At 61.4% G+C, this 25,126-nt stretch carries 24 protein-coding genes, 1 tRNA gene and 3 pseudogenes; 6 read left to right on the forward strand and 22 right to left on the reverse strand.

The features are described 5' to 3' along the window. Positions 1-9: 9 nt before the first annotated feature. A complete protein-coding gene (locus IVB05_RS34070; protein ID WP_247780365.1) occupies positions 10-1,140 on the reverse strand; it encodes a metallophosphoesterase in 1,131 nt (376 codons plus the stop codon). Positions 1,141-1,272: 132 nt separating this feature from the next. After that, a complete protein-coding gene (locus IVB05_RS34075; RefSeq protein WP_346771887.1) occupies positions 1,273-2,016 on the reverse strand; it encodes a carboxypeptidase regulatory-like domain-containing protein in 744 nt (247 codons plus the stop codon). A 222-nt stretch (positions 2,017-2,238) separates the two neighbouring features. Here IVB05_RS34075 and IVB05_RS34080 point away from each other — a divergent pair, with 222 nt between their 5' ends. Further along, entirely contained in the window at positions 2,239-2,859 is a 621-nt protein-coding gene (locus IVB05_RS34080) for an SCO family protein (protein ID WP_247780367.1), read from the forward strand. 357 nt (positions 2,860-3,216) lie between these two features. On the opposite strand, the gene IVB05_RS34085 is transcribed toward IVB05_RS34080, so the two are convergent. From IVB05_RS34085 to IVB05_RS34120, 8 genes are all read right to left on the reverse strand, one after another. After that, a tRNA-Lys gene (locus tag IVB05_RS34085) sits at positions 3,217-3,292 on the reverse strand. A 175-nt stretch (positions 3,293-3,467) separates the two neighbouring features. Continuing rightward, on the reverse strand, positions 3,468-4,055 hold the full coding sequence (locus IVB05_RS34090) for a Spy/CpxP family protein refolding chaperone (RefSeq protein ID WP_247780368.1): 588 nt from the start codon (positions 4,053-4,055) through the stop codon (positions 3,468-3,470). A 129-nt stretch (positions 4,056-4,184) separates the two neighbouring features. After that, positions 4,185-5,510 (reverse strand): TRAP transporter large permease subunit, encoded by a 1,326-nt coding sequence (locus tag IVB05_RS34095; RefSeq protein ID WP_247780369.1) that lies wholly within the window; start codon positions 5,508-5,510, stop codon positions 4,185-4,187. Beyond that, complete coding sequence (locus IVB05_RS34100) at positions 5,507-6,082, reverse strand: TRAP transporter small permease (protein ID WP_247780370.1); 576 nt, start codon at positions 6,080-6,082, stop codon at positions 5,507-5,509. Before IVB05_RS34100 ends, IVB05_RS34095 begins: the two co-directional genes overlap by 4 nt. A 158-nt stretch (positions 6,083-6,240) precedes the next feature. Continuing rightward, positions 6,241-7,242: a TRAP transporter substrate-binding protein gene (locus tag IVB05_RS34105; protein WP_247780371.1), complete on the reverse strand. Its 1,002-nt coding sequence runs from the start codon at positions 7,240-7,242 to the stop codon at positions 6,241-6,243. A gap of 1,039 nt (positions 7,243-8,281) precedes the next feature. Next, entirely contained in the window at positions 8,282-8,743 is a 462-nt protein-coding gene (locus IVB05_RS34110) for a DUF302 domain-containing protein (protein ID WP_247780372.1), read from the reverse strand. A 99-nt stretch (positions 8,744-8,842) separates the two neighbouring features. Beyond that, the gene (locus IVB05_RS34115) at positions 8,843-9,565 is read right to left on the reverse strand and encodes a cytochrome c biogenesis CcdA family protein (RefSeq protein ID WP_247780373.1); all 723 of its coding nucleotides are present in this window, start codon (positions 9,563-9,565) and stop codon (positions 8,843-8,845) included. 179 nt (positions 9,566-9,744) lie between these two features. After that, complete coding sequence (locus IVB05_RS34120; protein ID WP_247780374.1) at positions 9,745-10,137, reverse strand: thioredoxin family protein; 393 nt, start codon at positions 10,135-10,137, stop codon at positions 9,745-9,747. 215 nt (positions 10,138-10,352) lie between these two features. On the opposite strand from IVB05_RS34120, the gene IVB05_RS34125 reads away from it, so the two are divergent. Beyond that, positions 10,353-10,607, forward strand: coding sequence for a sigma factor (locus IVB05_RS34125; protein ID WP_247780375.1), 255 nt, complete (start codon positions 10,353-10,355; stop codon positions 10,605-10,607). A gap of 119 nt (positions 10,608-10,726) precedes the next feature. On the opposite strand, the gene IVB05_RS34130 is transcribed toward IVB05_RS34125, so the two are convergent. After that, on the reverse strand, positions 10,727-12,286 hold the full coding sequence (locus IVB05_RS34130) for a 2-isopropylmalate synthase (RefSeq protein WP_247780376.1): 1,560 nt from the start codon (positions 12,284-12,286) through the stop codon (positions 10,727-10,729). A 397-nt stretch (positions 12,287-12,683) separates the two neighbouring features. Beyond that, positions 12,684-13,274 carry an Ada metal-binding domain-containing protein gene (locus IVB05_RS34135; protein WP_247780377.1) on the reverse strand — a complete coding sequence of 197 codons (591 nt, stop codon included), beginning with the start codon at positions 13,272-13,274 and terminating at the stop codon, positions 12,684-12,686. Between the two features lie 130 nt (positions 13,275-13,404). On the opposite strand from IVB05_RS34135, the gene IVB05_RS34140 reads away from it, so the two are divergent. Continuing rightward, on the forward strand, positions 13,405-13,830 hold the full coding sequence (locus tag IVB05_RS34140) for a nuclear transport factor 2 family protein (protein WP_247780378.1): 426 nt from the start codon (positions 13,405-13,407) through the stop codon (positions 13,828-13,830). Positions 13,831-14,783: 953 nt separating this feature from the next. On the opposite strand, the gene IVB05_RS34145 is transcribed toward IVB05_RS34140, so the two are convergent. From IVB05_RS34145 to IVB05_RS34180, 8 genes and pseudogenes are all read right to left on the reverse strand, one after another. Then, the gene (locus IVB05_RS34145) at positions 14,784-15,704 is read right to left on the reverse strand and encodes a polyphosphate kinase 2 family protein (protein WP_247780379.1); all 921 of its coding nucleotides are present in this window, start codon (positions 15,702-15,704) and stop codon (positions 14,784-14,786) included. After that, a pseudogene (locus IVB05_RS34150) lies at positions 15,667-16,681 on the reverse strand (branched-chain amino acid ABC transporter permease); the annotation flags it as partial. The pseudogene IVB05_RS34150 and the gene IVB05_RS34145, both read right to left, overlap by 38 nt. Beyond that, positions 16,678-17,559 carry a branched-chain amino acid ABC transporter permease gene (locus IVB05_RS34155; protein ID WP_247780381.1) on the reverse strand — a complete coding sequence of 294 codons (882 nt, stop codon included), beginning with the start codon at positions 17,557-17,559 and terminating at the stop codon, positions 16,678-16,680. The pseudogene IVB05_RS34150 and the gene IVB05_RS34155, both read right to left, overlap by 4 nt. Before the next feature lie 2 nt (positions 17,560-17,561). Next, positions 17,562-18,266: an ABC transporter ATP-binding protein gene (locus IVB05_RS34160; RefSeq protein ID WP_247780382.1), complete on the reverse strand. Its 705-nt coding sequence runs from the start codon at positions 18,264-18,266 to the stop codon at positions 17,562-17,564. A 2-nt stretch (positions 18,267-18,268) separates the two neighbouring features. After that, positions 18,269-19,036 carry an ABC transporter ATP-binding protein gene (locus tag IVB05_RS34165; RefSeq protein ID WP_247780383.1) on the reverse strand — a complete coding sequence of 256 codons (768 nt, stop codon included), beginning with the start codon at positions 19,034-19,036 and terminating at the stop codon, positions 18,269-18,271. A gap of 81 nt (positions 19,037-19,117) precedes the next feature. Beyond that, a complete protein-coding gene (locus tag IVB05_RS34170) occupies positions 19,118-20,428 on the reverse strand; it encodes an ABC transporter substrate-binding protein (protein ID WP_247780384.1) in 1,311 nt (436 codons plus the stop codon). Positions 20,429-20,527: 99 nt separating this feature from the next. After that, the gene (locus tag IVB05_RS34175) at positions 20,528-21,244 is read right to left on the reverse strand and encodes an NUDIX hydrolase (RefSeq protein WP_247780385.1); all 717 of its coding nucleotides are present in this window, start codon (positions 21,242-21,244) and stop codon (positions 20,528-20,530) included. A gap of 41 nt (positions 21,245-21,285) precedes the next feature. After that, positions 21,286-22,297: pseudogene (locus IVB05_RS34180) on the reverse strand (ABC transporter substrate-binding protein). Between the two features lie 131 nt (positions 22,298-22,428). Here IVB05_RS34180 and IVB05_RS34185 point away from each other — a divergent pair. The 3 genes from IVB05_RS34185 to IVB05_RS34195 all read left to right on the forward strand — a co-directional run bounded on the left by IVB05_RS34185 (position 22,429) and on the right by IVB05_RS34195 (position 24,175). Next, positions 22,429-22,878: a cupin domain-containing protein gene (locus tag IVB05_RS34185; RefSeq protein WP_247780386.1), complete on the forward strand. Its 450-nt coding sequence runs from the start codon at positions 22,429-22,431 to the stop codon at positions 22,876-22,878. A gap of 128 nt (positions 22,879-23,006) precedes the next feature. Then, positions 23,007-23,468 (forward strand): OsmC family protein, encoded by a 462-nt coding sequence (locus IVB05_RS34190; protein ID WP_247780387.1) that lies wholly within the window; start codon positions 23,007-23,009, stop codon positions 23,466-23,468. 65 nt (positions 23,469-23,533) lie between these two features. Next, positions 23,534-24,175, forward strand: coding sequence for a cation diffusion facilitator family transporter (locus IVB05_RS34195; protein ID WP_247780388.1), 642 nt, complete (start codon positions 23,534-23,536; stop codon positions 24,173-24,175). Positions 24,176-24,293: 118 nt separating this feature from the next. Here the strand turns inward: IVB05_RS34195 and IVB05_RS34200 are convergent. Both IVB05_RS34200 and IVB05_RS34205 read right to left on the reverse strand, forming a co-directional pair. Beyond that, positions 24,294-24,494 (reverse strand): annotated as a pseudogene (locus IVB05_RS34200) (GTP-binding protein); the annotation flags it as partial. Between the two features lie 40 nt (positions 24,495-24,534). Continuing rightward, complete coding sequence (locus IVB05_RS34205; RefSeq protein WP_247780389.1) at positions 24,535-24,864, reverse strand: hypothetical protein; 330 nt, start codon at positions 24,862-24,864, stop codon at positions 24,535-24,537. Positions 24,865-25,126: the final 262 nt, after the last annotated feature.

Consider the following 25,126-nt stretch of genomic DNA (forward strand, 5'->3'; position numbering starts at 1 on the left):
CCATTCCTCCTAATATGGCCAGATACTGTCAGCGATCCGGGGTCGCAAAACCTCGGGAATGCTCTTCGCATAGTCATCTGGAGACTGCGCGTACACCTGCTTGCGCCACATTACGTATTCGACGTCGACTTTGTCCTGGGCGCTGACGTCGATCTTCTCCCAACCGACCCCGTCAAAGTGATCACCAGGATCGACCCGGATCATCGGCCTTGTAAGCTTCGGCACCCCCTCCGGCGCGTAAGGCCAAGGCCATGACGTTGCCAGCATGCCGATCGAGCGCATGGTGCCGATCTCGTTGTAGAGCACCTGATGCGTGTGACCGTGAATGTTGGTGACTTTGGTGTAGGGCTTGAGCACCTCGTTCACCTCGCGCCAGTCGCGCACCCAGAAGTTCCACGGCGGATAGTACTCGTAGAGCGGATTGTGGCTGAAGATGACGACCGGCCGGTTCCGATCCCAATTGGCAAGCGTCTTCTGCAGCCAGTCGAGCTGATCGCGGCCGACGCCCGCCCACGGGCCAGCGACGGTGCCGTCGAGCGTCGCCATGTGACCCATGCGCTCCTCGGGACTCATCTTCTTCGCCGTCCAATAGTCCGGACCGCGGCTGACGGTGTCGAGCCCGACAAAGCGCACGCCCTTATGGTCGAACGTCCAGTTGGGCTGACCGAACAGTTCGCCCCACTTCTTGCCCATGTCGAGGTACCAATCGTGCTCGCCCGGAATGTAGACCTTGCGGATGTTAACCTCTTTCAAGATCTCCACACCGAGCTCAAGTTCTTCGACCTTGCCAAGCTGGGCCAGGTCGCCGCCGAAAATCAGGAAGTCGGCCGGCGGACTCATCGCCTGCACCTCCTTGGCGGCACGCACCGTCTTCTCGACGAAGCGCGTATTGAGGGATTTCGGATAGAGATGGGTGTCGGAAATCCAGGCAAACTTGAATGGCGCCTCGGCCGCATAAGCAATATCGAGGGTGTTGAGCAGCGGCCACCAGGCGAAGGTCTCGGCTACAGTCGCGGCTCCGACCACACATGATCTGTGCACGAAGGTGCGTCGGGTAATCCGCAGCGAGGGGTCAGGATGCACCCCGGGCTGTTGGAGCACCGTAGCTATTTCACGCCGGTCGCGCTCAAGCTCGGACATGGGTTTCCTCCCTTGCGAAGGGTCGTTACAAGGCGTCGCTCCCCTCCGCGAGGCGACTCCGGCTCTTCACCTCGTCGCCAGATTTTCTTGTTTCTTCGGCTCGATTGTCGCCGGTCGAGCCGCAGAAGCCCGTCACTTCGCGCCGGAACCGCCTTGAACCTGCGAGGCGCCCTTCTTCAGTTCGATATTCAGATCGCTCGCCTTCCCCGCCGCAACGGTCACCGTCTGCTCATTCGGGCCGGTGAAGGGTTGGTACGCCACCAGCTTGTAGGTTCCAGCCGGAACGTCGGAGATGGTGAATTTGCCGTCGGCGCCGGTGATGGCGTAGTAGGGATTGTCGACGACATAGATAAACGCTTCCATCCAGCCATGTGCGTCACAATCGATGCGCACCTCGCCCGGCCGCGGCAACTCGACGGGAATTCGCTGACCCTGGTTGGGGAGAGCGAGGTTGAACACGGTGCGCTTGCCGTAATAGCCGTGCGTGTTGTGGAGCATCGGATCGCTATTGACGACGTCCAGCCCGCCCACGCGTATCACCTGAATATTGGGTTCGAATTTGCACTTCTTGTTGTCGATCTCCGGCTTCTTGGCTTGCTCCGGCCAGGCCTTTCCTTTCGCGATATCGGTCAGATAGACGACGGCGTTCTGCACGCTCTTGTCCGGCCCGACTTGAATGAGCGTCTCCTCGTAGGGACCGCCGCACACCTCGATGTCCTTGGTCGGAATGACCTTGCGGGTGCCGGGGGTTCCGTTGAACACGATCTTGCCGGTGATCGATCCGCCGCCCGCAACCGCGCCCGTTTCGTAGGCTAGCACCGGGAGCGGCGTTGCCACCGCCGCGACCATCGACGACGCCCCGATCAGCCACTTCATGGCTAAGCCAGTCATCACAGCTCTCTCTTGATCCTTGATGTCCGCAGGAAAATTCGTCGAGAGCTAACCGCCATTTGCAGGGACTAGGAAAATCAGAACTGCTTTGCGAGACCTTAAGCAAAGCTTATGAACCTTGAGGGCAAAAATCGTCTAAGAAATACCCGCGGAAAACGGGAGGGAAGTTTGTGGCGGCTAAGCACCGCCGCCGCGTGGAGGCATTTGATGCGTCGCCGTCCCACATTTTCGGTCCTCGGACGGGCAATCCCTTTCGGCATTGCTGTCGCGACCGCGTTGGTGTTGAGCCAACCGCTCGTGCGCGCAGCCAACTCGCCGGTGGCGATCGGCGGCCCGTTCACACTCACCTCACCTGACGGCACGCCGGTCACCGAGCAGACCTACCGCGGCAAATGGCTTCTGGTTTATTTCGGCTTCACCTCGTGCCCCGATAGCTGCCCAACGGCGCTCCTTGAGATTTCCGCTGCGCTCGAGACGCTCGGCCCCGACGCCGACAAGCTCCAACCGTTGTTCATCACCGTCGATCCGCAGCGCGATACGCCGACGGTCATGGGGAACTACACCCAGTCATTTGATTTGAGGATCGTCGGGCTCACGGGCACGCCGCAGCAGATCGCTGCCGTTACCCAGGAGTACGGAGCTTATTTCGAACCTCGTAGGAGCGGGCCGCGTGCAGAGGACTACGTCATGGACCACAGTACCTATCTCTACCTGATGGACGCCGATGGCAAATTTGTGCGCGGTCTTAACGCCGACACGCCAGGCGAGCGCATCGCTGAAGCGGTGCGCAGCGCGATGGCAAAGGCTCGCGAGAATGCAAGTCATTAGGGACGATTAACGCAATGAGAGCGCGTCCTGACCAGGGCGTCGCACGAACATCTGAGACCGTCGCAACTGGAGAGGCTGTCATGAATTACGATGGCTATTTCCTTCACGCCCTCGCGCGGTTATGGAGGGTTTACGGAAGGAGCGGACTCCGATCTCTCCGATGCCGAGCTGCGCGCAGCAGGACGCCACCGGTCCGCGCGGCAGTTGCCGACGTACGCGAAGCGGACCCGGAAGCAGCTTGTTTCCGGCGCCCAAAAGCGCCGCGCCGAGCGAACAAAACCAGCCGTTTTGTCGGAATAGCCGCCGATCGTTTGTCGGAATAGGCGCTTGGCTAGACTGCTAAGCTCTTGAAAGGCTTGGTGGGCGCACCAGGGCTCGAACCTGGGACCCGCTGATTAAGAGTCAGCTGCTCTACCAACTGAGCTATGCGCCCGGATCTTGGTCCGGAAAGCCCTCGCAAGAGGGCGTCGTTTAGCAAAGCGACCCCGGGATGTCCAGCAAGCCGGAGCGAGTTTTCCCGGGCTTTGGCGGATCGCCCAAATGGCGAAAAGCCGCTGGATTTCAGCGGCTTCTGCCGGTGTCCGGGCCGGGCCCGGAGATCAGGCGGGTTAGAGCCGCTCGGGGTCGCCCCGGTTCGGCCCGTCATCCCGGTCATTCCGGTTGCGGTCGTAGCCGCGATGGCGGTCAAAATCGCGGTCCCCGCCCATTCCATGATCGTGGTGGCGCCAGCCTCCCCGGTCGCCGAACCGGCGGTCCATACGGGTCAGGACGGCAAGCCGGCGCTTCTGGCCGTCATCGAGCGTCTTGTAGAGCGGGTCGGCCGCCTCCGCGATCTTCTTCATCGCCGCCGCCGTGGCCGCCATATTCTCGGCCCGGTCACGCAGGCGCGTCACCGGATCGTCCGGCTTCTGCTGGCTGGAATCGTCACGCGAGGAATTCATCCGCGCATTGGCGCGATCGATCCGCAGCTTGGCGAACTCCCTGACCGCGGCCTCGACCGGCGGCCACAGCTTTTCCTGGTCCGCCGTCAATTTGAGGCCGGCATGCACGGCCGCGATCCGGGCGTCGGCATAGGCCGCCCTGTCCTCCGGATTCATCCGCGAATGGCCGTAGCCCCAATGACGGTGCTGGGCATAGACGGCGGTCGAACCGGCGATGGCAAGAACCGCAACGGCTGCGATGGCGAACTTCCTCATGCGAACCTCCTGTGAAAGGTTGCCAGAAGATGGGCTCGCGCCAATCGGTAATCAACTTAACGATCGGAAAGTGAGGCCTCCCTTACCAAGATGTAATCTCGACCGAGCGACCTTTCGCCATGCAAGTCGCTACAGCATGCCGAGCGCACGCGGCAGCCACAGCGAAAGCTCCGGCACATAGGTGACGATGCCGAGGAAGATCAGCATGGTCAAAAGCCACGGCCACACCGCGATCGTCAGTTCGGTGATGCCCATCTTGGCGATGCCGGAGGCCACGTAGAGGTTCAGCCCGACCGGCGGATGGCACATGCCGACTTCCATGTTGACCACCATCAGGATGCCGAGATGCACCGGATGGATGCCGAGCTTGACCGCGACCGGAAACAGGATCGGCGCCATGATCAGCACGATCGAGGACGGCTCCATCACATTGCCTGCGATCAGCAGCAGCAGGTTGACGATCAGGAGGAAGATGATCCAGTCGACGCCGATCGAAGTGATCCAGGCCGCGATCTGCTGCGGAATGTTTTCATTCGCCATCAGGAACGAGAACAGCACCGCGTTGGTGATGATGTAGAGGATCATTGCGCTCATATTGGCGGAGCCGAGCAGCACCTTCGGCACATCCCTCAGCGACATGTCGCGATAGACGAATACCGCGATGACGAAAGCGTAGACCGCGCTGATAGCGGCGGCTTCCGTCGGCGTGAACATGCCCGCATAGATGCCGCCGAGCACGATCAGGATCAGCAGCAATCCCCACATGCACTTGCGGAACGCCGTGAAACGTTCGGTCCAGCTCGCCTTCGGCAATCGTGGATAATCAAACTTGTACGCCCGATAGAAGGTCGTGACCCCCAGCAGCGTCGCCAGCATCAGGCCCGGGATGACACCCGCCATGAACATCTGACCGACAGACGCCGACGAGACGCGAACCCCGGCAGGATCGAGCGCGATGCTGCCGCCGGTCGCGACGCAATAGATCACCATCACGATCGAAGGCGGGATCAGGATGCCGAGCGCGCCCGAGGTGGTGATGACGCCGGCCCCGAAGCGCTTCGGGAATCCCTGCTTCACCATCGCCGGCAACATGATGGCGCCGATCGCGATCACGGTCGCCGGCGACGAGCCGGACACCGCGGCAAACAGCGCGCAGGCCATCACGCCGGCAAGCCCGAGGCCGCCGTACCAGTGCCCGACCATGGAGGTCGCGAAATTGATCATGCGGCGCGCGACGCCGCCATGGGTCAGGAAATTCCCGGCCAGGATGAAGAACGGGATCGCCATGATCTCGAAATTGTCGATGCCGGTGAAAAGCTTCAGCGCCACCGATTCGGTCGGCACGTTGGTCATGGTGAAGATGAAGGTCAAAACCGTCATGCCGAGCGCGATCGAGATCGGCATGCCCGTCAGCATCAACGCGATCAGCAGGGTGAAAATGATCAGCGCGCTCATCGGGTAACTCCCGCAGCGCCAACGCCGGGCTCTTCGATCTCGACGCCCTCGACATGGGCGTGGTCATGATGCGGCAATTCGCCGGTGCGCCAATAGCCGTAGGCGACCTGCAGGAAGCGGAAGCACATCAGGTACGAGCCCAAGGGAATGCAGAGGTAGACGAACCAGCTCGGGATCTCCAAGTCAGGCGAGACCTGGTCGGTGTGCATCAGGCCCCAGACGAATTTTGCGCCCATCGTCCCGATCACGGCAGTGAAGAACGCCCCGCAGAACAGCCCGAACAGCACCACCGCATTGCGCCATGGCGATCGGAGCTGGTTCACGACGACGTCGACGCCGACATGGATGCCGGTGCGCACGCCATAGGCCGCGCCGAACTTGGCGACCCACACGAACATGTAGATGCAGAGTTCCTGCGCCCAGGACAGGTTGATCGGAAACAGAATGGGATACAGGAATGGAACGCCGACGAGATAGCGGTGCATCACCGCGATAAAGATGATCGTCGTCGCCAACGCCATCAGCGTCGCGATCAATATCTCCTCAAGCCGATCGAGGATCCGAAGCAGCATCAATGTCCCCCTGAAGGATCGGCCCTTTTTGTCCCGGCCTGATCCTGCGCTGTTCCCGCGGCATCCACTGCAGCCGCAGTCCCCACTGCACTCATAGCATATATCGGACAGCAATAGGGGCTTCCGCGCCGCAACACGGAAGCCCCCTCAACACTATTCTAGTTGGTCGCGCCCCTCGTCTCCTTGAGGAATTCGTCGATCAGGGGCTGACCGACGCGCTTGGCCACATCCTGGTAAACCGGTTCGAGCGCCTTGCGCATCGCTGAGTCCTGCTCCGGCGTCAGCGACACGATTTCGCTCTTGCCGGTCTTCTTGATCTCGGCGAGCGCGTCCTCGTTTTCCTTCGCCGACTGACCGTTGCCGTACTCGGTCGCTTCCTTCATCGCCTTTTCGCAGGCCGCGCGGACATCCGGCGGCAGTCCGTCCCAGAACTTCTTGTTGGTGACGACGACGTAGCCGATGTAGCCGTGGTTGGTGTTGGTGATGTACTTCTGCACTTCATGCATTTTCTGGGTGTAGATGTTGGACCAGGTGTTTTCCTGGCCGTCGACTACGCCGGTCTGCAGCGCCTGATAGACTTCGGAGAACGCCATCACCTGCGGAATCACCCCGAGCGAACGGAACTGCGCTTCCAGCACCTTGGAAGACTGGATGCGGAATTTCAGCCCCTTGTAGTCAGCAGGCGTCACCAGCTTCCTGTTGGCGCTCATCTGCTTGAAGCCGTTATCCCAGTAGGCAAGGCCGGTCATGCCCTTCGAATCCAGGAGCTTCAACAGCCTCGCGCCGAGCGGACCATCGGTCACTTTGCGCAGCGTCTTCAGATCGGGAAGGATGTAGGGCAGATCGAACACCTCGAACTCCTTGACCCCGATCGGGCCGAACTTCGAGTTCGAGGGCGCCAGCATCTGCACCGCGCCGAGCTGCAGCGCTTCCAGCTCTTCCTTGTCCTTGTAGAGCTGCGAGTTCGGATAGACTTCGACCTTCACCTTGCCGGCAGTGTATTTCTCCGCCAGTTCCTTGAACTTCTCGGCCGCCAGCCCCTTTGGCGTGTTGGTCGCCACCACGTGGCTGAACTTGATCACGATCGGCGATTGCGCCGCAGCAGGTCCGACCAGGGTCAGCGCCGCGATCGATGCCGCGGCCAAAATCAGCTTGCGCATGTATCCTCCCGTTATTTCCCCGGAGCGCATGAACGCGTGTTCCGAAGCTTGCATGCCAGTTGCACCAATACAGAGAAGCGGACCGAATTGCCATTGCCCGTTAGCAGGGGCCTGGGTGGCGTCCCTTGTTGCACTGCAAAAGCGACCAGCATCCGCGATTGAAGATTGTGCCGGACCTGAGCAGGCCGCGTCCAATTAACCTTCGCTATGTCTGCTTTCCTCGGAACGAAAGGCTCCGCTTCGGAGAGGCAGCAGCCTTGTAGGATGGGTGGAGCGAAGCGATACCCATCAATGCCGGTTGCGAGACGATGGGTATCGCTGCGCTCCACCCATCCTACAATTCAGAATACGACTTCGCGATCTCGCGGCGCGTTGCGCCCGAGGTTTGCCATCAACTTCCCGCCCTCGATGACAGAGGGCGCAGGGAAGACCGGGTGCGCGCCGCACCCGCGGTCTCGTGTGCAAAGTGCGCAACAGAAAACGCACACGAGCATACAGGTACAGCGGGAGCATCCCGGCCTTCCCTGCGCAATGGCTTTACGGCTTACTTCGAGCTCTCCCCGGTGAACGGCTTTCTTGCCACCGTCGCCCTCAAGAAGCTTGCTTCTTGAGAACTTCATGCCAGCACCGCGACATCAGGACCACACGACTTCGCCGTACGCTTCCTGCGCGTACGTCTTGCGCATTCAGCGTCCACCGCATCTCACCGCACGTTCGTGACGATCGCGAGCGCCCCTCAATGGGTGAGACACGCGGAGTCAAACCACTGATTTGCCCGCCGTGTTAAGCGGAATATTTTTGAATCCGGGACTTGACACAATTTCGGAAAATCAGAAGTGATTTGCCCGTCGTGTTGATTTGTCGCAGACGTGTAATTGAAATTTCGCTTGCGTACGACGCGAAGCACTTTGCAGATCCTAGGAATAGCCGCGGGCGCGTTCCCCGCAGTGTCGCCGCAACCATGCACTGGCGAAGATTACGCTCCGCTAATCCATCCGACGCGGTGGAAGCGAGCGTTGGACGTCGTCGGCGCCGCCTTCTATTTCGTCGCCTCGTCGGTTATGTCGCTCAAGACCTTCGTGAACGCCGCGTAGTTGGGCGGAGTGTCCAGTCCATGCCGCGGGTAGATTGTCTTATACAGATAGTCGGCCGAATTATACGACAGCCATATCTTGCCCTGATCATCCTCCCAAACAAGAGCCTTCGGAGGATTGTCGATCGCCAGCAATGGCGTCTTTGCCATTACCGGTGTGCCAAGCTTGGGATTGCCGAAGATGACCACCGTGCGAGGGCGCATATCGATGCCGAATTTCTTTCCCGCAGCAGCGTGGTCGATTTCGGTGAACACAATGAACCCTGCGCCTTCTCTTGATTTCACCGCCGCCGCAAACCGCGAAATGGTATCCTTCACCGAGTGGTTGCTGGACTTGGTAATGATACCGTCGTCCGCCGAAGCCGGCGTCACAAATAGAAGTGCCAAGAAAACGAAAATGAATTTCATCGGACTTCTCCCAACCGGGTTTCAGACTTCAGGTAACCGACACCACCCTTCGCGTGCGACTTGCCAATATAGGCTTCACAGGCTTCTAGAAATAGGCTTCTAGAACCGCGTGGTCAGATTAGTCAGCCATTCCGGCGAAACTTCGACCAGGAGCGTTTCAAGCGCCTTGTCCGCTCCCGAGATGACGAGCATGCCGACGACGAGAAGCAAAAGGCCGAGCACAAATTTCGTTCCGCTGCCGGCGGCTAACAATCGGCCACGCCAGCGCGCCATCGTTTCCCGGGAGAGCCATCCCAGCCCCAGCAGTGGCAATGCCGCGCCGATGCCAAACGCAAACATCGTCAGCGCTACCTGACCAAGATCCGTGCCTTGAGCGGCAAGCAAGGACGCTGCTCCAAGTGTCGGCCCCACGCATGGGCTCCATACCGCTCCCAGGAGCACCCCGATCCAAAACTGTCCAGCAACGCCATCCGCGCGGCTCGTGACCAACCTGCTATCGGCCCAATTCCCGATTGGGCCCGCTGCAACCGCGATCTGCGCCTGTAACCGCGGAACGACAAGCACGATGCCGACAAGCATGATCAGCGTCGCCGCGACGTAGCGCAGCCGGTCGGCATCCAATCCGATCGAGTGGCTGGCCGTCGCCAGAAATAATCCGATGCCAACAAACGAGAGGCACAACCCGGCAGCAAGCGCCAAAGGTCCCTGACGATGACTGGATGCCGCGGCACCCAGGACGATTGGAAGTATCGGTAGCACGCAAGGTGAAAGGATCGAAAGGATTCCTGCGAGAAACGCCAAAAACGTACTGCCGATCGTCATCGCCGGTATCCCATCTCCAAGCCGACTTTTGCCGGCACGTTCATGCCTGTCTTCGCGCCACTTGGTGCGCACCAGGACAGCGCCATGCAAGCCCTCCCGCGATCGCGCCTCGTCGCGAGACCAAACCCAATGGCGTGCGCGGGTCGCCACGGCTTACGCCAATAGGCTGGACGACGAAATCAGATGGCTTTCCCGACCGTGGCGAAGATCGAGTCCCGATTTGTATCGCCGACCGAACGGGCCGCTTCCTTGTCGCCCTTGAAGGCAATCAGGGTCGATTGCGCGCGGACGCCGAACCGACTGAGCAAATCCTTCTGGCTGTCGAAATCGATGACGAAATAGACGAGATCCTTGAACTTTGGATCGGCCCTTAGATCGCTCAGGATCGGCGCCTGTGCCTTGCAGGTCGGACACCACGGCGCATGGACCGCAATCAGAATTGGCTTGCCAGCTTTCTGAGCCGCGGCGAAGGCCCTGGCATCGAACGCATGCGCGTTAACCGCGAACGCCGGCGAAGCGGCGAGCGTTCCGGCAACAAACACGGCTCCAAGAATGGATCGGCGGGTCAGCATGGCATTCTCCTTGTTGATCTGGATGAACTTCGTTTCGGAGGCCGCAAACGTTACGCGCCCGCACCCGCAGCGGCATGTATTTCGCAGGGCTCAAGACTGGAGGTTCGAGGCAGCCGGGGCAAAGGCTAGCGGCCAGGCGAAAAATTCTTACCTGTCGTGGCCGGACGGGCGGGTGTATCCAGACCGGGCATCGGGTCAGGAGAATGAGCCCTCGGATGCCGGGTTGCAGTAAGGAAAATCCCCCATATTCCGAGACTTCCAGGCCGACGCTGGTTCGTACGCCTGCGTCGATCACCGGGCAGGGTTCCCGCGGGCAATGGTCGGCGCTCATGGCACGTGCCCAGGACGGCGACCGCGAGGCCTATTGCACCCTGCTCACGGAAGTTGAGCCCTATGTCCGGTCGATCGCCATCAAGTATCTGGGATCGTCGAGCGATCTCGAAGATGCGGTCCAGGACGTGCTGACGTGAGTTACCGACGTCATTCCGGGGCGATGCGTAGCATCGAACCCCAATGTGCAATTGCACATTGGGGAATCTCGAGATTCCGGGTCTGGTCCTGCGGACCATCCCGGAATGACGCGGCGCCGTCAGCCCGCCACTGCCGCCGGCATGTCGCGCTGGTGCTTCATGACGATCTTGTTGAGCGCGCCGAGATAGGCCTTGGCCGAAGCCACCAGCGTATCCGGATCGGCCCCCTTCGACGTCATCGAGCGACCTTCATGGGCGAGCCGTACCGACACTTCGGCTTGCGCGTCGGTGCCTTCGGTGACGGCGTGGACCTGATAGAGCTCCAGCTTGGCCTCGTGCGGCACCAGCGCCTTGATGCAATTGAAGACCGCATCGACCGGACCGTTGCCTTCAGCTTCCTCGATCTTCATCTGGCCTTCGACGTCGAGCTTCATGGTCGCGCGCTGCGGGCCATGGGTGCCGGCGATGACCGTCAGCGAGACCAGCTTGATGCGGTCATGCGAGGCCGCGATCTCCTGATCGACCAGCGCCTCGATGTCCTCGTCGTAGATGTCCTTCTTGCGATCGGCCAGCGCCTTCATCCGCACGAAGGCGTCTTCCAGCTGGTTGGCGCCGAGCTTGTAGCCCATCTCCTCCAGCTTATGCACGAAGGCATGTCGGCCGGAATGCTTACCGAGCACCAGCGATGACTTCTTCAGGCCGATCATCTCGGGCCGCATGATCTCGTAGGTCGATGCGTCCTTCAGCACGCCGTCCTGATGGATGCCGCTTTCATGCGCGAACGCGTTGCGGCCGACGATCGCCTTGTTGTACTGCACCGGGAACGAGGTCGCCGCCGATACCAGTTTCGATGCCCGCGTCAGCATGGTGGTGTCGATCCTGTTCCACCACGGAAACACGTCGTTGCGGACGTTGATCGCCATCACGACTTCTTCCAGCGCGGCATTGCCTGCCCGCTCGCCGATGCCGTTGACGGTGCATTCGATCTGCCGCGCGCCGCCTGCGATGCCGGCCAGCGAATTCGCCACCGCCATGCCGAGGTCGTTATGGCAATGCACGGAGAAGACCGCCTTGTCGGAATTCGGCACCCGCTCGATCAGCGTGCGCATGAACCTGGTGTATTCCTCCGGCACGGTGTAGCCGACCGTGTCAGGGATGTTGACCGTGGTGGCGCCGGCCTTGATGACGGCCTCGACGATCCGGCAGAGATAATCCATCTCGCTGCGGGTGCCGTCTTCGGCCGACCATTCGACGTCGTCGATCTGGTTGCGCGCGCGGGTGACGTTGGCGATCGAGAGCTCCATCACCTGCTCCGGCGTCATGTTCAGCTTGACGCGCATGTGCAGCGGCGAGGTGGCGATCACGGTGTGGACGCGGCCGCGCCTGGCGAACTTCACCGCCTCCGCGCAGCGGTCGATGTCCTTGGGGTTGGCGCGCGACAGGCCGGCGATGACGGCGTTCTTGGAGCGGCGGGCGATCTCGCTGACCGCCTGGAAGTCGCCTTCGGAGGTGATCGGAAAGCCGGCCTCGATGACGTCGACACCCATGTCGTCCAGCATTTCGGCGATCTCGAGCTTTTCCTCGAACGTCATGGTCGCGCCCGGGCACTGCTCGCCGTCGCGCAGGGTGGTGTCGAATACGATGACGCGGTCCTTTTCGGACTTGTTGGCGGTGGTCATTTTTCGAAGTTCCTTTGGGTCGTGCGCCGGTTCAATGGGCGCTGAAGGGTCTGGTGATCTCGTGCGAACCCCTGAGTGCCCAGGCGCAAACGCCCAGACGGCCCTCAGGGGCCGATAAGAAGCAGAAGCCCGCCAAGAAGGAGGGTGGGCGCGGACGCAGCCGGACGCGCGGGGGCAGCCTTGGCCGCTCCACCCCGAACTCCGTACTTTTTGCTGCGAATCAGCATTGCCAGACCCTTTGGACGGCCAAATCCTCAGCCAAAACCATTGACGGTTCGTTGCCGGGACGGCGTTCCGGGCCTGTTCTAGACGAATTTTGCGGCTGGCCGCAATGCCAAAAGATGGTCAGGATGGGTGACCCAATGGGTCAGCTCCCAGGCACCGAGCAGTGCCAATCCTAGCAGCCGCGCCTCACCTCAGCGTGCTGCCTCCGCGGCTTGGCGCGAAGGCTCGATGGCGAGCGGCCATACAGATCGGCGAAGGCGGCGTTGAAGCGGCGGACGCTGCCGAAGCCCGCGCGGAAGGCGATCTCCGTCATCGTGTCGTCGGTGGTGTCGAGCAGCCGCTTGGCGCGCTGGACGCGGCGCGTGGTCGCGACCTGCTGCGGGCTTGCGCCGACATGGCGTTCGAACAGGCGGGCGAGATGGCGCGAGGTGATCCCGAGTTTCTCCGCCAATGCGTCGACCGAGCCTCGCTCCAGCGCGCCGCGGTCGATCAATTTCAGCGCGCGCGCAACCGTGGAGCGCGTGCCGTTCCAGGCCGGGCAGAACGGAGCGGTCTCCGGGCGGCAGCGCAGGCACGGCCTGTACCCCGCCACCTCGGCGGCAGCGGCCGTCGGGTAATAGGTGACGTTGCGCGTCAGCGGGTGCTTCACCGGGCAGACCGGGCGGCAATAGATCCGCGTGGTCCGCACCGCGGTGAAGAAACGGCCGTCGTAGCGCGCGTCACGCCGCAGCCGTGCGGCATTGCAGACATCGAAACTCAGCATTCTCGAATTCTAGCGCATCGCGCAACGGAGGAAAGCGGCGCGGATGATGAGGTCCGATTCCGGCCAGCGGCAACGGCAGGACCGGCCTAGATGAGGGACGATTGTTTCACTCTTCAACGAAGGTCAAACCATGGATCATCCGACAGCCAAAGACGTCGTCCTCAACGCCTGGAAAACATTTTCGACGCGCGACGCCGGCCAGATCGCCCCCCTCTTCACGCCGGACGCCGAGTGGATCGCGCCGGCCCGCAACGCAACGGCGGTGGCGCTGGCGCATACCGACCACATGATCGGGCCCGACCAGATCGCACGCTTCATCGCCTCCGAGATGCACCGCCTGTTCTCAGGGATAGATATCTCGTTCCGCGCCGTCCATGCCGATGGCGACACGGTGATCATTGAAGAGCGGATGCGGGCCACGCTTCCGGAAGGACGGCCGTATGACAACGACTACTGCTTCATCTTTGTCGTCGCCGGCGGCCGCATCAAGCAGGTTCGCGAATACATGGACACGCGAAAAGGCTGGCAGATGGTTTTCGGGGAGGCCGCGGCGTGACGCACCGGCGCGCCTTCAGAGCCGCAGGGTGGGCAAAGCGCAGCGTGCCCACCTTCTTTCGCTGGCCATGACAGCTTAGGGGCACGGTGCGTTCATAGTCGATGAACTGCCACGGATTCAATTGCTACAGAAGATCGCCTCTCCCCCTCCGCCAATGCCCTCGGCGGCGACATCGCCAAGCTGTGGAAGCGTTTTCCCGGCGCGTTGTGGATGGCGCCGGAGATCCAAACGCACACGAGCGGGCGTTCATGAGTCATGGTGAAGCATGGCAGGCAAAAATATCGCAGTGACGACGAATAATTATATCTCAAGGTCGAAACCCGGACTTCGTTGACCACTGTGGCCGCCCGATTCGCTATGATTCCCGTGTCGCGGGGATCGAGAACGGAATTCCTCGAGTCAGTGTTATTTCTCGCGGTCGCGGCAGGGGCGACGATCGTGAAAGCCGATGAGGGGCGCCGAGATGCCCGCTGTGGGCGGTGCCTGCAGCGGGCAGCTTGAGCCAAGTGGTTCAGCATGGCATCGATTAGATTGACAACCATCAACATCCGCAAGTTTGGATTGAAGCCGCGCCCGGCCAAGCCAACCACCTGGCATCTACGGCGGGTCATCATGCCGAGACGCAGCATTACCGGCCGGCTGGTGCGCGGACAGGTTTGGCGACGCCACAACGGCCGTCGCTGGTTGTACAAAAAATTTGTCGCATAGCGGTCGCAGTCGACGATGACGATCTCGCCGGGACGATGGTCGAGCAAGTAGCCTTGTAGCCCGGATGAGCGGAGCGATATCCGGGGACGGTGCCAGACACCCGCGACGGCCCCGCATATCGCTCCGCTCATGCGGGCTACGGGCTACGAATGGGTCACTCCCCGTAGGATGGGTAGAGCGCAGCGAAACCCATCGCTCGCCGTCGCCGGGAATGGCATGATGGGTTTCGCTGCGCTCTACCCATCCTACTTCTTCGTCCCCTCCCCCTCCGCCAGCAACGCCTCGCGGACCTGCTTGAACTCGCTGCGGTCGGCCTTGTCGACTTTGGGGAAATGCAGGTCCAGCCTGTCGAGTGCGCTGACGATCGCCGAGCCGATCACCACGCGGGCGAACCATTTGTGGTCAGCCGGCACGACGTGCCACGGCGCAGCCTTCGCCGCGGTGTGATGGATCATGTCCTGATAGGCGGCCTGATATTTTGCCCACAGCTTGCGTTCGCCGATATCGGCGAGCGAGAACTTCCAGTTCTTGGCCGGCTCCTCCAGCCGCTCGAGAAAGCGCTCGCGCTGCTCTTCCTTCGATACATTGAGAAAGAACTTCAGGATCACTGTGCCGTTGCGGGCGAGGTAGCGCTCCATCGCGGAGATGTCCTCGAACCGCTCCTTCCAGATGTCCTTGGTCACAAGGTTCGGCGGTATCTTCTGCTTGGCGAGAATTTCCGGGTGCACGCGCACCACCAGGCATTCCTCATAATGGGAGCGGTTGAAGATGCCGATGCGGCCGCGCTCCGGCAGCGCGATCATGCTGCGCCACAGGAAATCATGGTCGAGTTCTTTGGTCGAAGGCTGTTTGAACGCCGTGACCTCGCAGCCCTGCGGGTTGACGCCCTCGAACACGCTCTTGATCGCAGAATCCTTGCCGGCGGCGTCCATGCCCTGGAAGATCAGCAGCAGCGACCAGCGGTCTTGGGCGTAGAGCTTTTCCTGGAAATCGCTGAGCCGCTCGCGATTGGCCTCGATGATCCCAGTCGCTTTTTCCTTGTCGAGGCCGCCCTTCTCGTTGGTCTTGTGCGACTTGAGGTGAAACTCGCCCGCTCCGTCGAAGCGGAACGGGGCGACATAGGGCTTCAGTTCGTCCGCGAGCGATCGCGAGGATTTTTTGCTCATTTCGTCCCGGAGGGCTTCGGTTGCGTTTTCAATCTGTCGAGAACGCTACCAAGAATGCCCTTGGGAAGGAATATGATGAAGATGACCAGCAGCACGCCGTAGACCAGATTGTCCCAGCCCACCGCCTTGGTGCCGAAGCCGATGCGCAGCACTTCGGCGAGCATGATGGTGATGATGGCGCCAACCGTCGGCCCAAGCGAGACGTAGAGGCCGCCGACGATGACGGCGAACACCATCTGCAGCGACACCGCGATGCCGCTGACCGTGTCGGGCGAGATGAACATCTGGTACTGGCAGTAGAGCGCGCCGGCGAGCGCAGTCATCAGCGCCGAGATCAGCGTGATCTTGAGCTTTTCGGCGGTGACGTTGACGCCGGCCGCAGCCGCTGCGTCCTCGTCTTCCGAGATCGCCTCCATGGCGTAGCGGCTCATGCTGCGGTCGACCCAGCGCCAGATCAACAGGCCCACGACCCAGACGAACAGCGCGATCAGATACCACGTGATCTTGTCGTCGAACTGCAGCGCCATCCATCCGCTGCCGCTGCGGGCGCGGTTCGGCGTGTAGCCGAGCGAGCCGCCGGTGTAGTCGCGCGTCGCGGTGATGACCTGCAGCACGATGCCTGACAGCGCCAGCGTCACCAGCACGAAATAATGCCCGGTGATGCGGAAGCGGAAACAGGGATAGGCGACGATAAGCGCCAGTACTCCCGCCGCCACCATGCTGATGGGAATGCCGATCCACGGCGACACGTCAAGATGGTTCCACAGCAGCGCGGTGACATAGGCGCCGACGCCCATGAAGCCGCCATGGCCGAGCGACACCAGGCCGAAGCGGCCCATGATCGACCACGCGGTGTATGCGAACGACCAGATCAGGATCAGCACGAGAATGTGCAGGTGATAGGGCTCGCGATAGACAAAGGGCAGCGCGACCAGCGCGGCGAGGCCAACGGCCCAGGCGGCATGACGGGGATTCACGAGCGCCTCGCAAAAAGGCCCGCGGGCCGGATGAACATCATGATGATGAAGAAGGCGAACGCCAGCACGTAACCCCATTCGAGGTCGGAGAACAGGCCGCCCAGCGAGATGATCTCGGCGAACACGAACGCCGCGATGAAGCCGCCGACGAAATTGCCGAGGCCCCCGAGCACGCAGATCAGGAAGGTGATCGGCCCGAACGACAGGCCGACAAAGGGATGCACGTCATATTGCAGCACAAGGAGACAGGCGGCGAGGCCGGCGAGCGCGCCGCCGAGCGCCGAGGTGATGAGGTAGATGCGCTTGGTATCGACCCCCATCAGCGACATGATCTGGCGGTCCTGCGAGATGGCGCGGATCGCGGTGCCGGTATAGGTGCGCGTCATGAAGAAGTAGACCACCAGCATCCCGATCAGGGCGGCGGCGAAGGCCAGCAGCCGCGAATAGCTGAAATGCATCTCACCGATCGCCAGCACCGGCAGGCGGATGCCGAGGTTGCGGAAGTCGATGCCGAAGGCGACGGTGGCAAAGCTCTGCAGGATGAACAGAACGCCGCCGGTCGCGAGCAACTGGTTGATCGGCGGCGCGGTGAGCAGCGGCGCGATGACGATGTAATGCAGCGCCGCCCCAAGGGCCGCGACCAGCAGGATCGCGAACGGCGCCGCGACCCAGTACGGCATGCCGAATACCTGGACCATGTAGTACATGCCGTACATGCCGATCATGACCAGTTCGGCGTAGCAGATCCAGGTGACGTCGATGACGCCGAAGATCAGGTTGAGCCCGAGCGCGAGCAGCGCCAGCACGCCGCCGAGCAGGATGCCATTGACCACGGCTTCCAGCAGATAGATGTCGAAGATGTCCAGAAACGCCTGCATTACTAGACCCCGAGATATGCTTGCTTGATCGTATCGGTGGACAACATCTCTTCCGACGTGCCGGACGCGCGGATGGTGCCGGCCTCCAGGAGATAGGCGCGGTCGACCACCTTCAGCACCTGCTGCACGTTCTGCTCGACGATCAAAACCGTCAGCCCGCTGGCGCGGATACGCTTCACCAGCTCGAACACCTGCTGCACCACGACCGGCGCCAGACCGGCCGAGGGCTCGTCGAGCAGCAACAGCTTCGGGTTCGACATCAGCGCGCGGCCGATTGCGCACATCTGCTGCTCGCCGCCCGACAGGGTGCCGGCCATCTGGCTGCGCCGTTCCTTCATGCGCGGAAACAGGTCGAACACGAATTCCAGCCGCTCGGCATATTTGGCGCGCGCGCCCGGCATGTAGGCGCCCATCTTCAGATTGTCGTCGACGGTGAGGCGCGGAAACAGCCGGCGGTTTTCCGGCACATGGGCGATGCCGAGATCGACGATGCGATGCGCCGGCGTCGCCAGCACGTCGTGGCCTTCCATCGAGATCGCGCCCCTGGTGGGCCGGATCAGCCCCGAGATCACGCGCATCAGCGTGGTCTTGCCGGCGCCGTTGGGGCCGATCACGCCAACCGCCTCACCCGCCTTGACGTCGAGGTTGGTGCCGAACAATGCCTGAAAGCTGCCGTATCCCGCGTCGACCGACTTCAATTCGAGCATGGCTAGACCCCCGCCTTGCGCCGCGCTTCCGCGGCAGCAAGCTGGCTCGAATCCGCATCGGTGCCGAGATAGACCTCGATCACCCTGGGATCGCCGGCCACCGCGCTCGGCAAGCCTTCCGAAATCTTCTCGCCGTGATCGAGCACCATGACGCGATCGACCACCCGCATCAGCACGCCCATGATGTGCTCGACCCAGATGATGGTGATGCCGAGCTCGTCGCGGATCCTGCGCAGCATATCGGCGGCCTGATCCATCTCGTGTTCGTCGAGCCCGCCGAGGCTTTCGTCGGCGAGCAGAAGTTTTGGCCCCGTTGCGAGCGCTTTTGCAAGTTCGAGCTTCTTCAGACCGGCAGCGCCGAGGCCGTCGACGCTGGCGTGGCGGTCAGTCGGCAGCCCGACCATACGAAGCGCGCGTTCGGCCGCTTCATCCGCCTTGGCGCGGCTGTGGCGGCCCTGGCCGTAATAGCCGGCCAGCGCCACGTTCTCGAAAATGCTGAGCCGGTGAAACGGCCGCGGGATCTGGAAGGTGCGGCCGATGCCGCTGTTGATGATCCGGTGCGGGGCGACGCCCGCGATCTCCGCGCCGTCGAACAGGATCGATCCCGCCGTCGGCACCAGCGTGCCCGACAGCATGTTGAAGATCGTGCTCTTGCCGGAGCCGTTGGGGCCGATCAGGCCGAGAATCTCGCCCTGCTCGACCCGGAACGATACGTTGTTAACCGCGGTGAAGCCGCCAAACCGCTTCACCAAGCCTTCTACCGTCAGCACTCCAGAACCTCCGCTGGCTTTTTCGTTGGAGCATGACCCGTTTCGGAAAACCGGATCATGCTCTTGCCCGTCTGTGCTGGCCTACTGGTTGCTGAACGTGGTTCCCTTCGGCAGGGGCAGCACGGCCTCGCGCTGCGCCTGGCTCTTCGGCCACACCACATAGGACTTGTCGTCGATGTACTGGATGACCACCGGGAACGAGCGTTCGTTCTGGCCGGCCATCTGCGTGCCCTCGCCGTGGAACTTGACGCCGAAGCCGAGCATGGTGCCGCCTTCGGGAATGTCGACTTCCAGCGCCGCCTTGCGCAGCGCGTCTGGATCGACGCCGCCATATTTCTTGATGGCGCGCGGCAGCACGTCGGTCAGGAAGAGGTAGGTGTTCGACGCGGCCATGCCGACATGGGCGGAACGGATCGCAACGCCCGGCTTCGCCTTGTCGAATTCCTCGCCGACCATCTTGATGACGGGCGGCAGCTTCGGATCCATCGATTTCTGGTTAGCAAGCCAGATCGAGATCGGATCGGTGTTGAAGACGTAATTGACGTCGCCGCCGAGGCCTTCCTTCAGCTTCTCGTACACGCCATAGCCCGCGCCGTGACCGACCAGTGCTGCGAATTTCAGGCCCTGCTCACGCGCCTGGCGACCGAACAGGGTAATGTCCGGGTTGTAGCCGGTGTGGAAGATCACATCGGGCCGCGCGCGCTTCAGTTTCGTCACCAGCGCCGACAGATCCGGCGCGGTGGCGGAATAGCCTTCCTTCATCACGACGTTGAAGCCGGCCTTCTTGGCACCGGCCTCGTTGCCCTTGGAGACGTCGACGCCATAGGCGCCGTCCTCGTGGATGATGGCGACGCGCAGATCCTTCGGCTCCTTGCCGAACTTTTCCTTGGAGTTCTGCGCGATGAAATCCATCGTCATCATGCCGAACTGATCGCCTGAAGCCTGCGGACGGAACACGTATTTGAGGTTCTTGTCGGCGAGCACCGCGGAAGAGATACAGGTGGTGATCCACATGAAGTTCTTGAGCTGCTCGACGCGCGCGGCCACCGGCACGCATTGTGCCGAGGAAAAGAAGCCGAGCAGCATGTTGACCTTTTCCTGCTCGATCAGCCGGACGGCCTCGTTGATGGCCACATCAGGCTTGCTCTGGGCGTCGGCGTAAACCGCCTCGACCTTGTAACCCTCGACGCCGGTCTTGGCGTACTGGTCGAGCATGATCTTGGCGCCGATATATTGCAGCTCCGAGCCGCCGCCCGCGAGCGGGCCGGTCAGGTCATAGATCACGCCGATCTTGATTTTCTTTTCCTGGGCTTCGGCGGTCAACGCCATCCCCAGCACCGCGATTGCGGCGGACAGGCCAACGAGAAGGCGTGCAGCTTTGCGCCCCGGCATGGAATCCTCCCTGGATTATTTTTTGTGCACTGCGTTTTCTTGTTCTTGTCGCCGCCTATCACATTGGTAGCGCCACCAGATGTCAAGCGTATTGCTGCGTCAGGGCTCGGAAGCGAGCTGCGCCTCGATGAACGCCGTGACAAAACGTGGCATGGCGGAGGTGAGATCGCGTGCGTCGCGGACGAGGTGGATGGCGGATAATTCCGGCTGACGCTGCGAGGCGAGATTGGCCACGATCCGGTCGCGCACGACGTCGCCCGGCATATCGACCCGCAACATGCGGATCATCGCAACTGCGTGTCCAGTGTAGATGCAGTGCCAATGCGGCTCGCTCGCGTATTCGCCGGGCGCCAGCCCGGTCTCTTCTTCGAGTTCGCGCGTGACGCTGCCTGATATGTCGACCGTGCCGTCCCTGATGTCGTCGAGATCGGGTGTTCCGGAAGGAAAATAGATGCGCCCGGCGTTCGACGTGTGCTGGCCCATCTCGCCGAGCACGAAGGCGCCGTCGGCGCAACGAAGCGCGCCCATGCCGAACCCGTTGAACACGGAAGCGTCGGGAAAGCCCCAGTCGCGCCACGCCAGGAAGCTCGCGAAATCAGTTTCGAAATAGCTGGCGCTGAAGCGGTCGCCGGCAAACACCGGATTGCGCCCGAGCAGGACGCGGCCGTTCCACATCGCAGGCTTTTCGCGCTGCTTGTCCGCGAAATGCGCCGCTATGTCGGCACGCCGCGCCTCGGCAAACGGCCACGTCCACGCTTCGACAACGAGGTCGAGCGCGCTGACGCGATGAATGACCGGAGGCTTCGTGTCACTCATCGCATGACTTCGCTTGATATCACGCCGATCCTATCCAGACCTTACTTCGGATTCGTGCCGGAGGTCTTCTTGACCTGCTCGACATATTTGTTGGTGTAGGTCTTGGTCACGTCGATATTGGCCTTGGCGACCTCGGGCGAGCCCTCGCTGAACACGGCGAGCACCGCATCTGCGCCCTTGGGATCCATCTTGCCGGTCAGCGAATACATCGGGATCGTGTTCTTCAGCGCCGCCAGATAAAGCTCCTTGTTCTTGCCGACGATTTCTTCGGGCATCTTCGCCATGATCTCTTCCGGCGTATGCGAGTGAATCCAGTCGAGCGTGTTGACGATCGCCGTGGTCAGCGCCTGCACTTCCTTCTCGTGCGACTTGATCCACGCCGTGGTCGTATAGAGCGCGCCGCCGGGATATTCCCCGCCGAACACGGCGAGCGTGTCCTTCTCGCTGCGGGTGTCGGCCAGTATCCTCAAATCGGGATAGCTGCCCTGCAGAACGGTGACGGAGGGATCGAGCATCACGGCCGCTTCGATCTGCCCCTGCTGCATCGCCGCCACGGCGGTGGCACCGAGGCCGACGCCGATCACCGCGGCGCTGGTCGGGTCGAGGCCGTTCTTCTTGAGAAGATATTTCAGGAAGAAATCGGTCGACGAGCCCGGCGCGCTGACGCCGACCTTCTTGCCCCTTGATGTCATTGGTGTGCTTGGGCGATACCACCAGCACCAGGCCGGGATAGCGGTCATAGATCACGAAGGACTGCAGCTCCTGCTTCTTGGCGGCCAGATTGACGCAGTGGTCGAAATAGCCGGACACCACGTCGGCGCTGCCGCCGAGCACGGCTTTCAGCGCGTCCGAACCGCCCTTGAGATCGACCAGTTCGACGGCCAGTCCCGCCTTCTCGTATTCGCCGAGTTGCCTGGCCAGCACCGTCGGGAGGTAGCACAGGCAGGAGCCGCCGCCGATCGCGACGGTGACCTTGCTTTGGGCTGCGGCAAGGCCTGTCGTGAGTGTCAGCGCCAGCAGCGCCCCGGCCAACCGGCCGAACAGTTTCTTCATGGGTTCCTCCATTTGTTGGTCGGCAAGATAGAGCAGCGCGCGGACGTTGAGAAGGCGACTTTCCGCCCGCTGGTCAGGCGCGGCCGGGCGGCATAACATCGCCCCTACAATAATCAACACAGGGGGAGACCATGAATCGCCTGGCCATCACGCTATCGCTCGCCGCCGCCTTCGCCGCCGGTTGCAGCGTCACCCATCTGCTCCGTCCCGCAATCGCCGCCGAGAACATCACCGCGCAGGTCATCCACACCGGCGAACTCGAAGGCGATGCGCTCGGCATGCCCTCGGGCACCGGAATGCGCTCCAAACTGTTCGTCGCCGCCGACGGCATGACCATCTCGATCCAGGACGGCAATGTCGGCAAGCACATGCATCCCAACACCAACGAGATCCAGTACATCCTCGACGGCACCGGCACGATCTGGCTCGGCGACAAGGAAGTGAAGGTGAAGCCGGGCGACCTCGTCGTGATCCCGAAGGGCACCGCGCATGGCGGCACCAAGCCCGACGGCAGAACGCTGAAGGCGATTGCGATCAAGACCCCGCCGCAGGCGCCGGATGATACGAAGATGCTGAACTGAGTCTGCACGTCGTAGAATCGTAGGGTGGGCAAAGGCGCTGTTCGCGCCGTGCCCACCATCTATCCGCATCGCAGTCTCGATGGTGGGCACGCTTCGCTTTGCCCACCCTACGTTCTGTGGAGGATCACATGGCAACAGGCAAAACATACAAGTCCTTTCGGTACAGCAACAACCTGGTCTGGGACACCGCTCGCCGCGGCCGAACATCCGCACCCGACAAACCCGACATCGAGATCGGCAGTCCTCCCGAATTCAAGGGAGAGGCGGGCGTCTGGGCTCCCGAAGAAATGCTGGTCGCCGCGCTGAATGCTTGCATGATGCTGACGTTTGTATCGTTCGCGCAAAGCAAGCGGCTCGAGTTTGTTGCCTATGAAAGCGCCGCAGAAGGCGTGCTGGAAAACGTCGACGGCAAATATCGAATTGTTGAAGTCAGCGTTCGGCCAACCCTGGTCCTGAGAAGCGAGGCTGATATCGCGGCCGCCCAAACGATCATGGCTAAGGTTAAGGAAAACTGCTTCATTTCCAACTCGATCACCGCTGACGTGACATTGGATCCGCAATTTCAGCTGGCATCCGATGTCGTCAGCTAGGCGCAGTGGCTTAGGGTGGGCAAAGGCGCTCTTCGCGCCCAAGTCGCGGAAATGGGAGATGCAGAATGGCTCATCATCAAAAAGCCGTTGCCGCTGCAGTGGCGATAAACACTGCAATCTTTGTGGTGGAGGGCATTGCTGGCTATCAGGCATCGAGCCTGAGCCTCTTGATGGACAGCGTGCATAACCTCTCGGACGAGTTGGCTCTGGTCTGCCTGTATGCAGCATTCCTAGTCACCATAGGTCCTTCGCAGCGGCTGTTGAGAGCCGGAAATCTCTTTAACTCAGTCGGGCTGATTGCGGTCAGTGGACTGCTTTTGTGGCAGGTCGGGGAGCGTCTGTTCAATCCGGTGCCGGTTCAGGGCGTCGTTCCGATGGTCGTGGGTCTGGCTGCGGCTGCCGCCAATTGGAGCGTGGCCCGCTTGCTCCTGGAGCCAAGCCAAAACAACGCTGCAATCCGGCTCGCGTATATCCACAACCTTGGCGACGTATGGGTATCCCTTGCCCCGGTGGCCGCGGGCTTACTGCTTCTAGTGACGGGTTATCCAATCTTCGATCCAATCATCGCAGGAGCCGTTGCATTGTGGATCATTTTCACGACTGGCCGGGAGGTTCTTGAATCGCACGATGAACTGATATGGCCGGAGAAAATCATCTGCTGCCATACCGACCACGATCAACCGGTCGTGAAGCCGCAATCAAATTGAGACGATAGCAGATGAATCGTGCCGCTTTCCGCACGAGCGTGAGATGATTGGCGCGTGCTCAGAAAAAGCAGCCTGCAGCTCGCCAATGCATGGACGATCAAACGCGGCAGGACTCAAATCCGTTGTTCATTTCGAAGTTCTCTTCTTCGGCGTTGACGATGAGGTCATTGTCGATTCCGACCTCGCAGAATTCGTTGACGATGACGGCGTAGCGCCTGCCGTGCGTCTCCGTGAGGATACGGTTAAGCAGCGTGGTCTTTCCGGCTCCGAGATAGCCGGTAATCACCGTGACCGGAGTTTGGTTCAAAGCCATCTGCATGGGATTGTCCTTTGCTGATGCTGCAATTCGTCCGCGACGGCTAGCGTCGATCCGCGGGTAAGCGATGGTCATTCCGTTTCGATGGAGGTTCAGGCAAGCCGGTTGGTGCGCCCAACGGCGCCAGCGCATCCGCAAGGTCTGTCTGCGTGATCTGCCCAAGCGGCTTGTCGATCGTGACGGCCTCGGTTGGTCGTCTCGGATGCATGATGAGCACGATGGTTCGAGCGCCGCCGCAACCAGGATCGCCGCGTTCGCTTACGGTGATTATTGTTTCATCATCGGCGTTGATGGCTGTCCGGGCATGCTCTTTCAATTCGCGCACTATGTTCCATTGGTGGCGGGGCGATCTTGGGAAGAAAACAACAGTCATTGTCGACACAGCCTGAAGGAGTAAAACCGTTTATGTAACGTTATAACATTACCTCTTGTGTCAAACACCTTATGCGCTCTGGGCATCGGCCGGTTCCGCAATAAGGAAACGGCGGTCGAACCGCCTGGTTGATTTCCGAGTTGGGTCACGGAAGTAAATTCAGAGCACTCGCTACTCCACGGGGGCATTGTGGCTTGATGCCGCCGCCGAGGACGTGATTCAAGCTCCGCGCCCCGTGCATCAAATCATGCGCTACGAACTC

Origin of the sequence: Bradyrhizobium sp. 170, assembly GCF_023101085.1 — a bacterium.
In the GTDB taxonomy this organism is placed as follows: Bacteria; Pseudomonadota; Alphaproteobacteria; order Rhizobiales; family Xanthobacteraceae; genus Bradyrhizobium.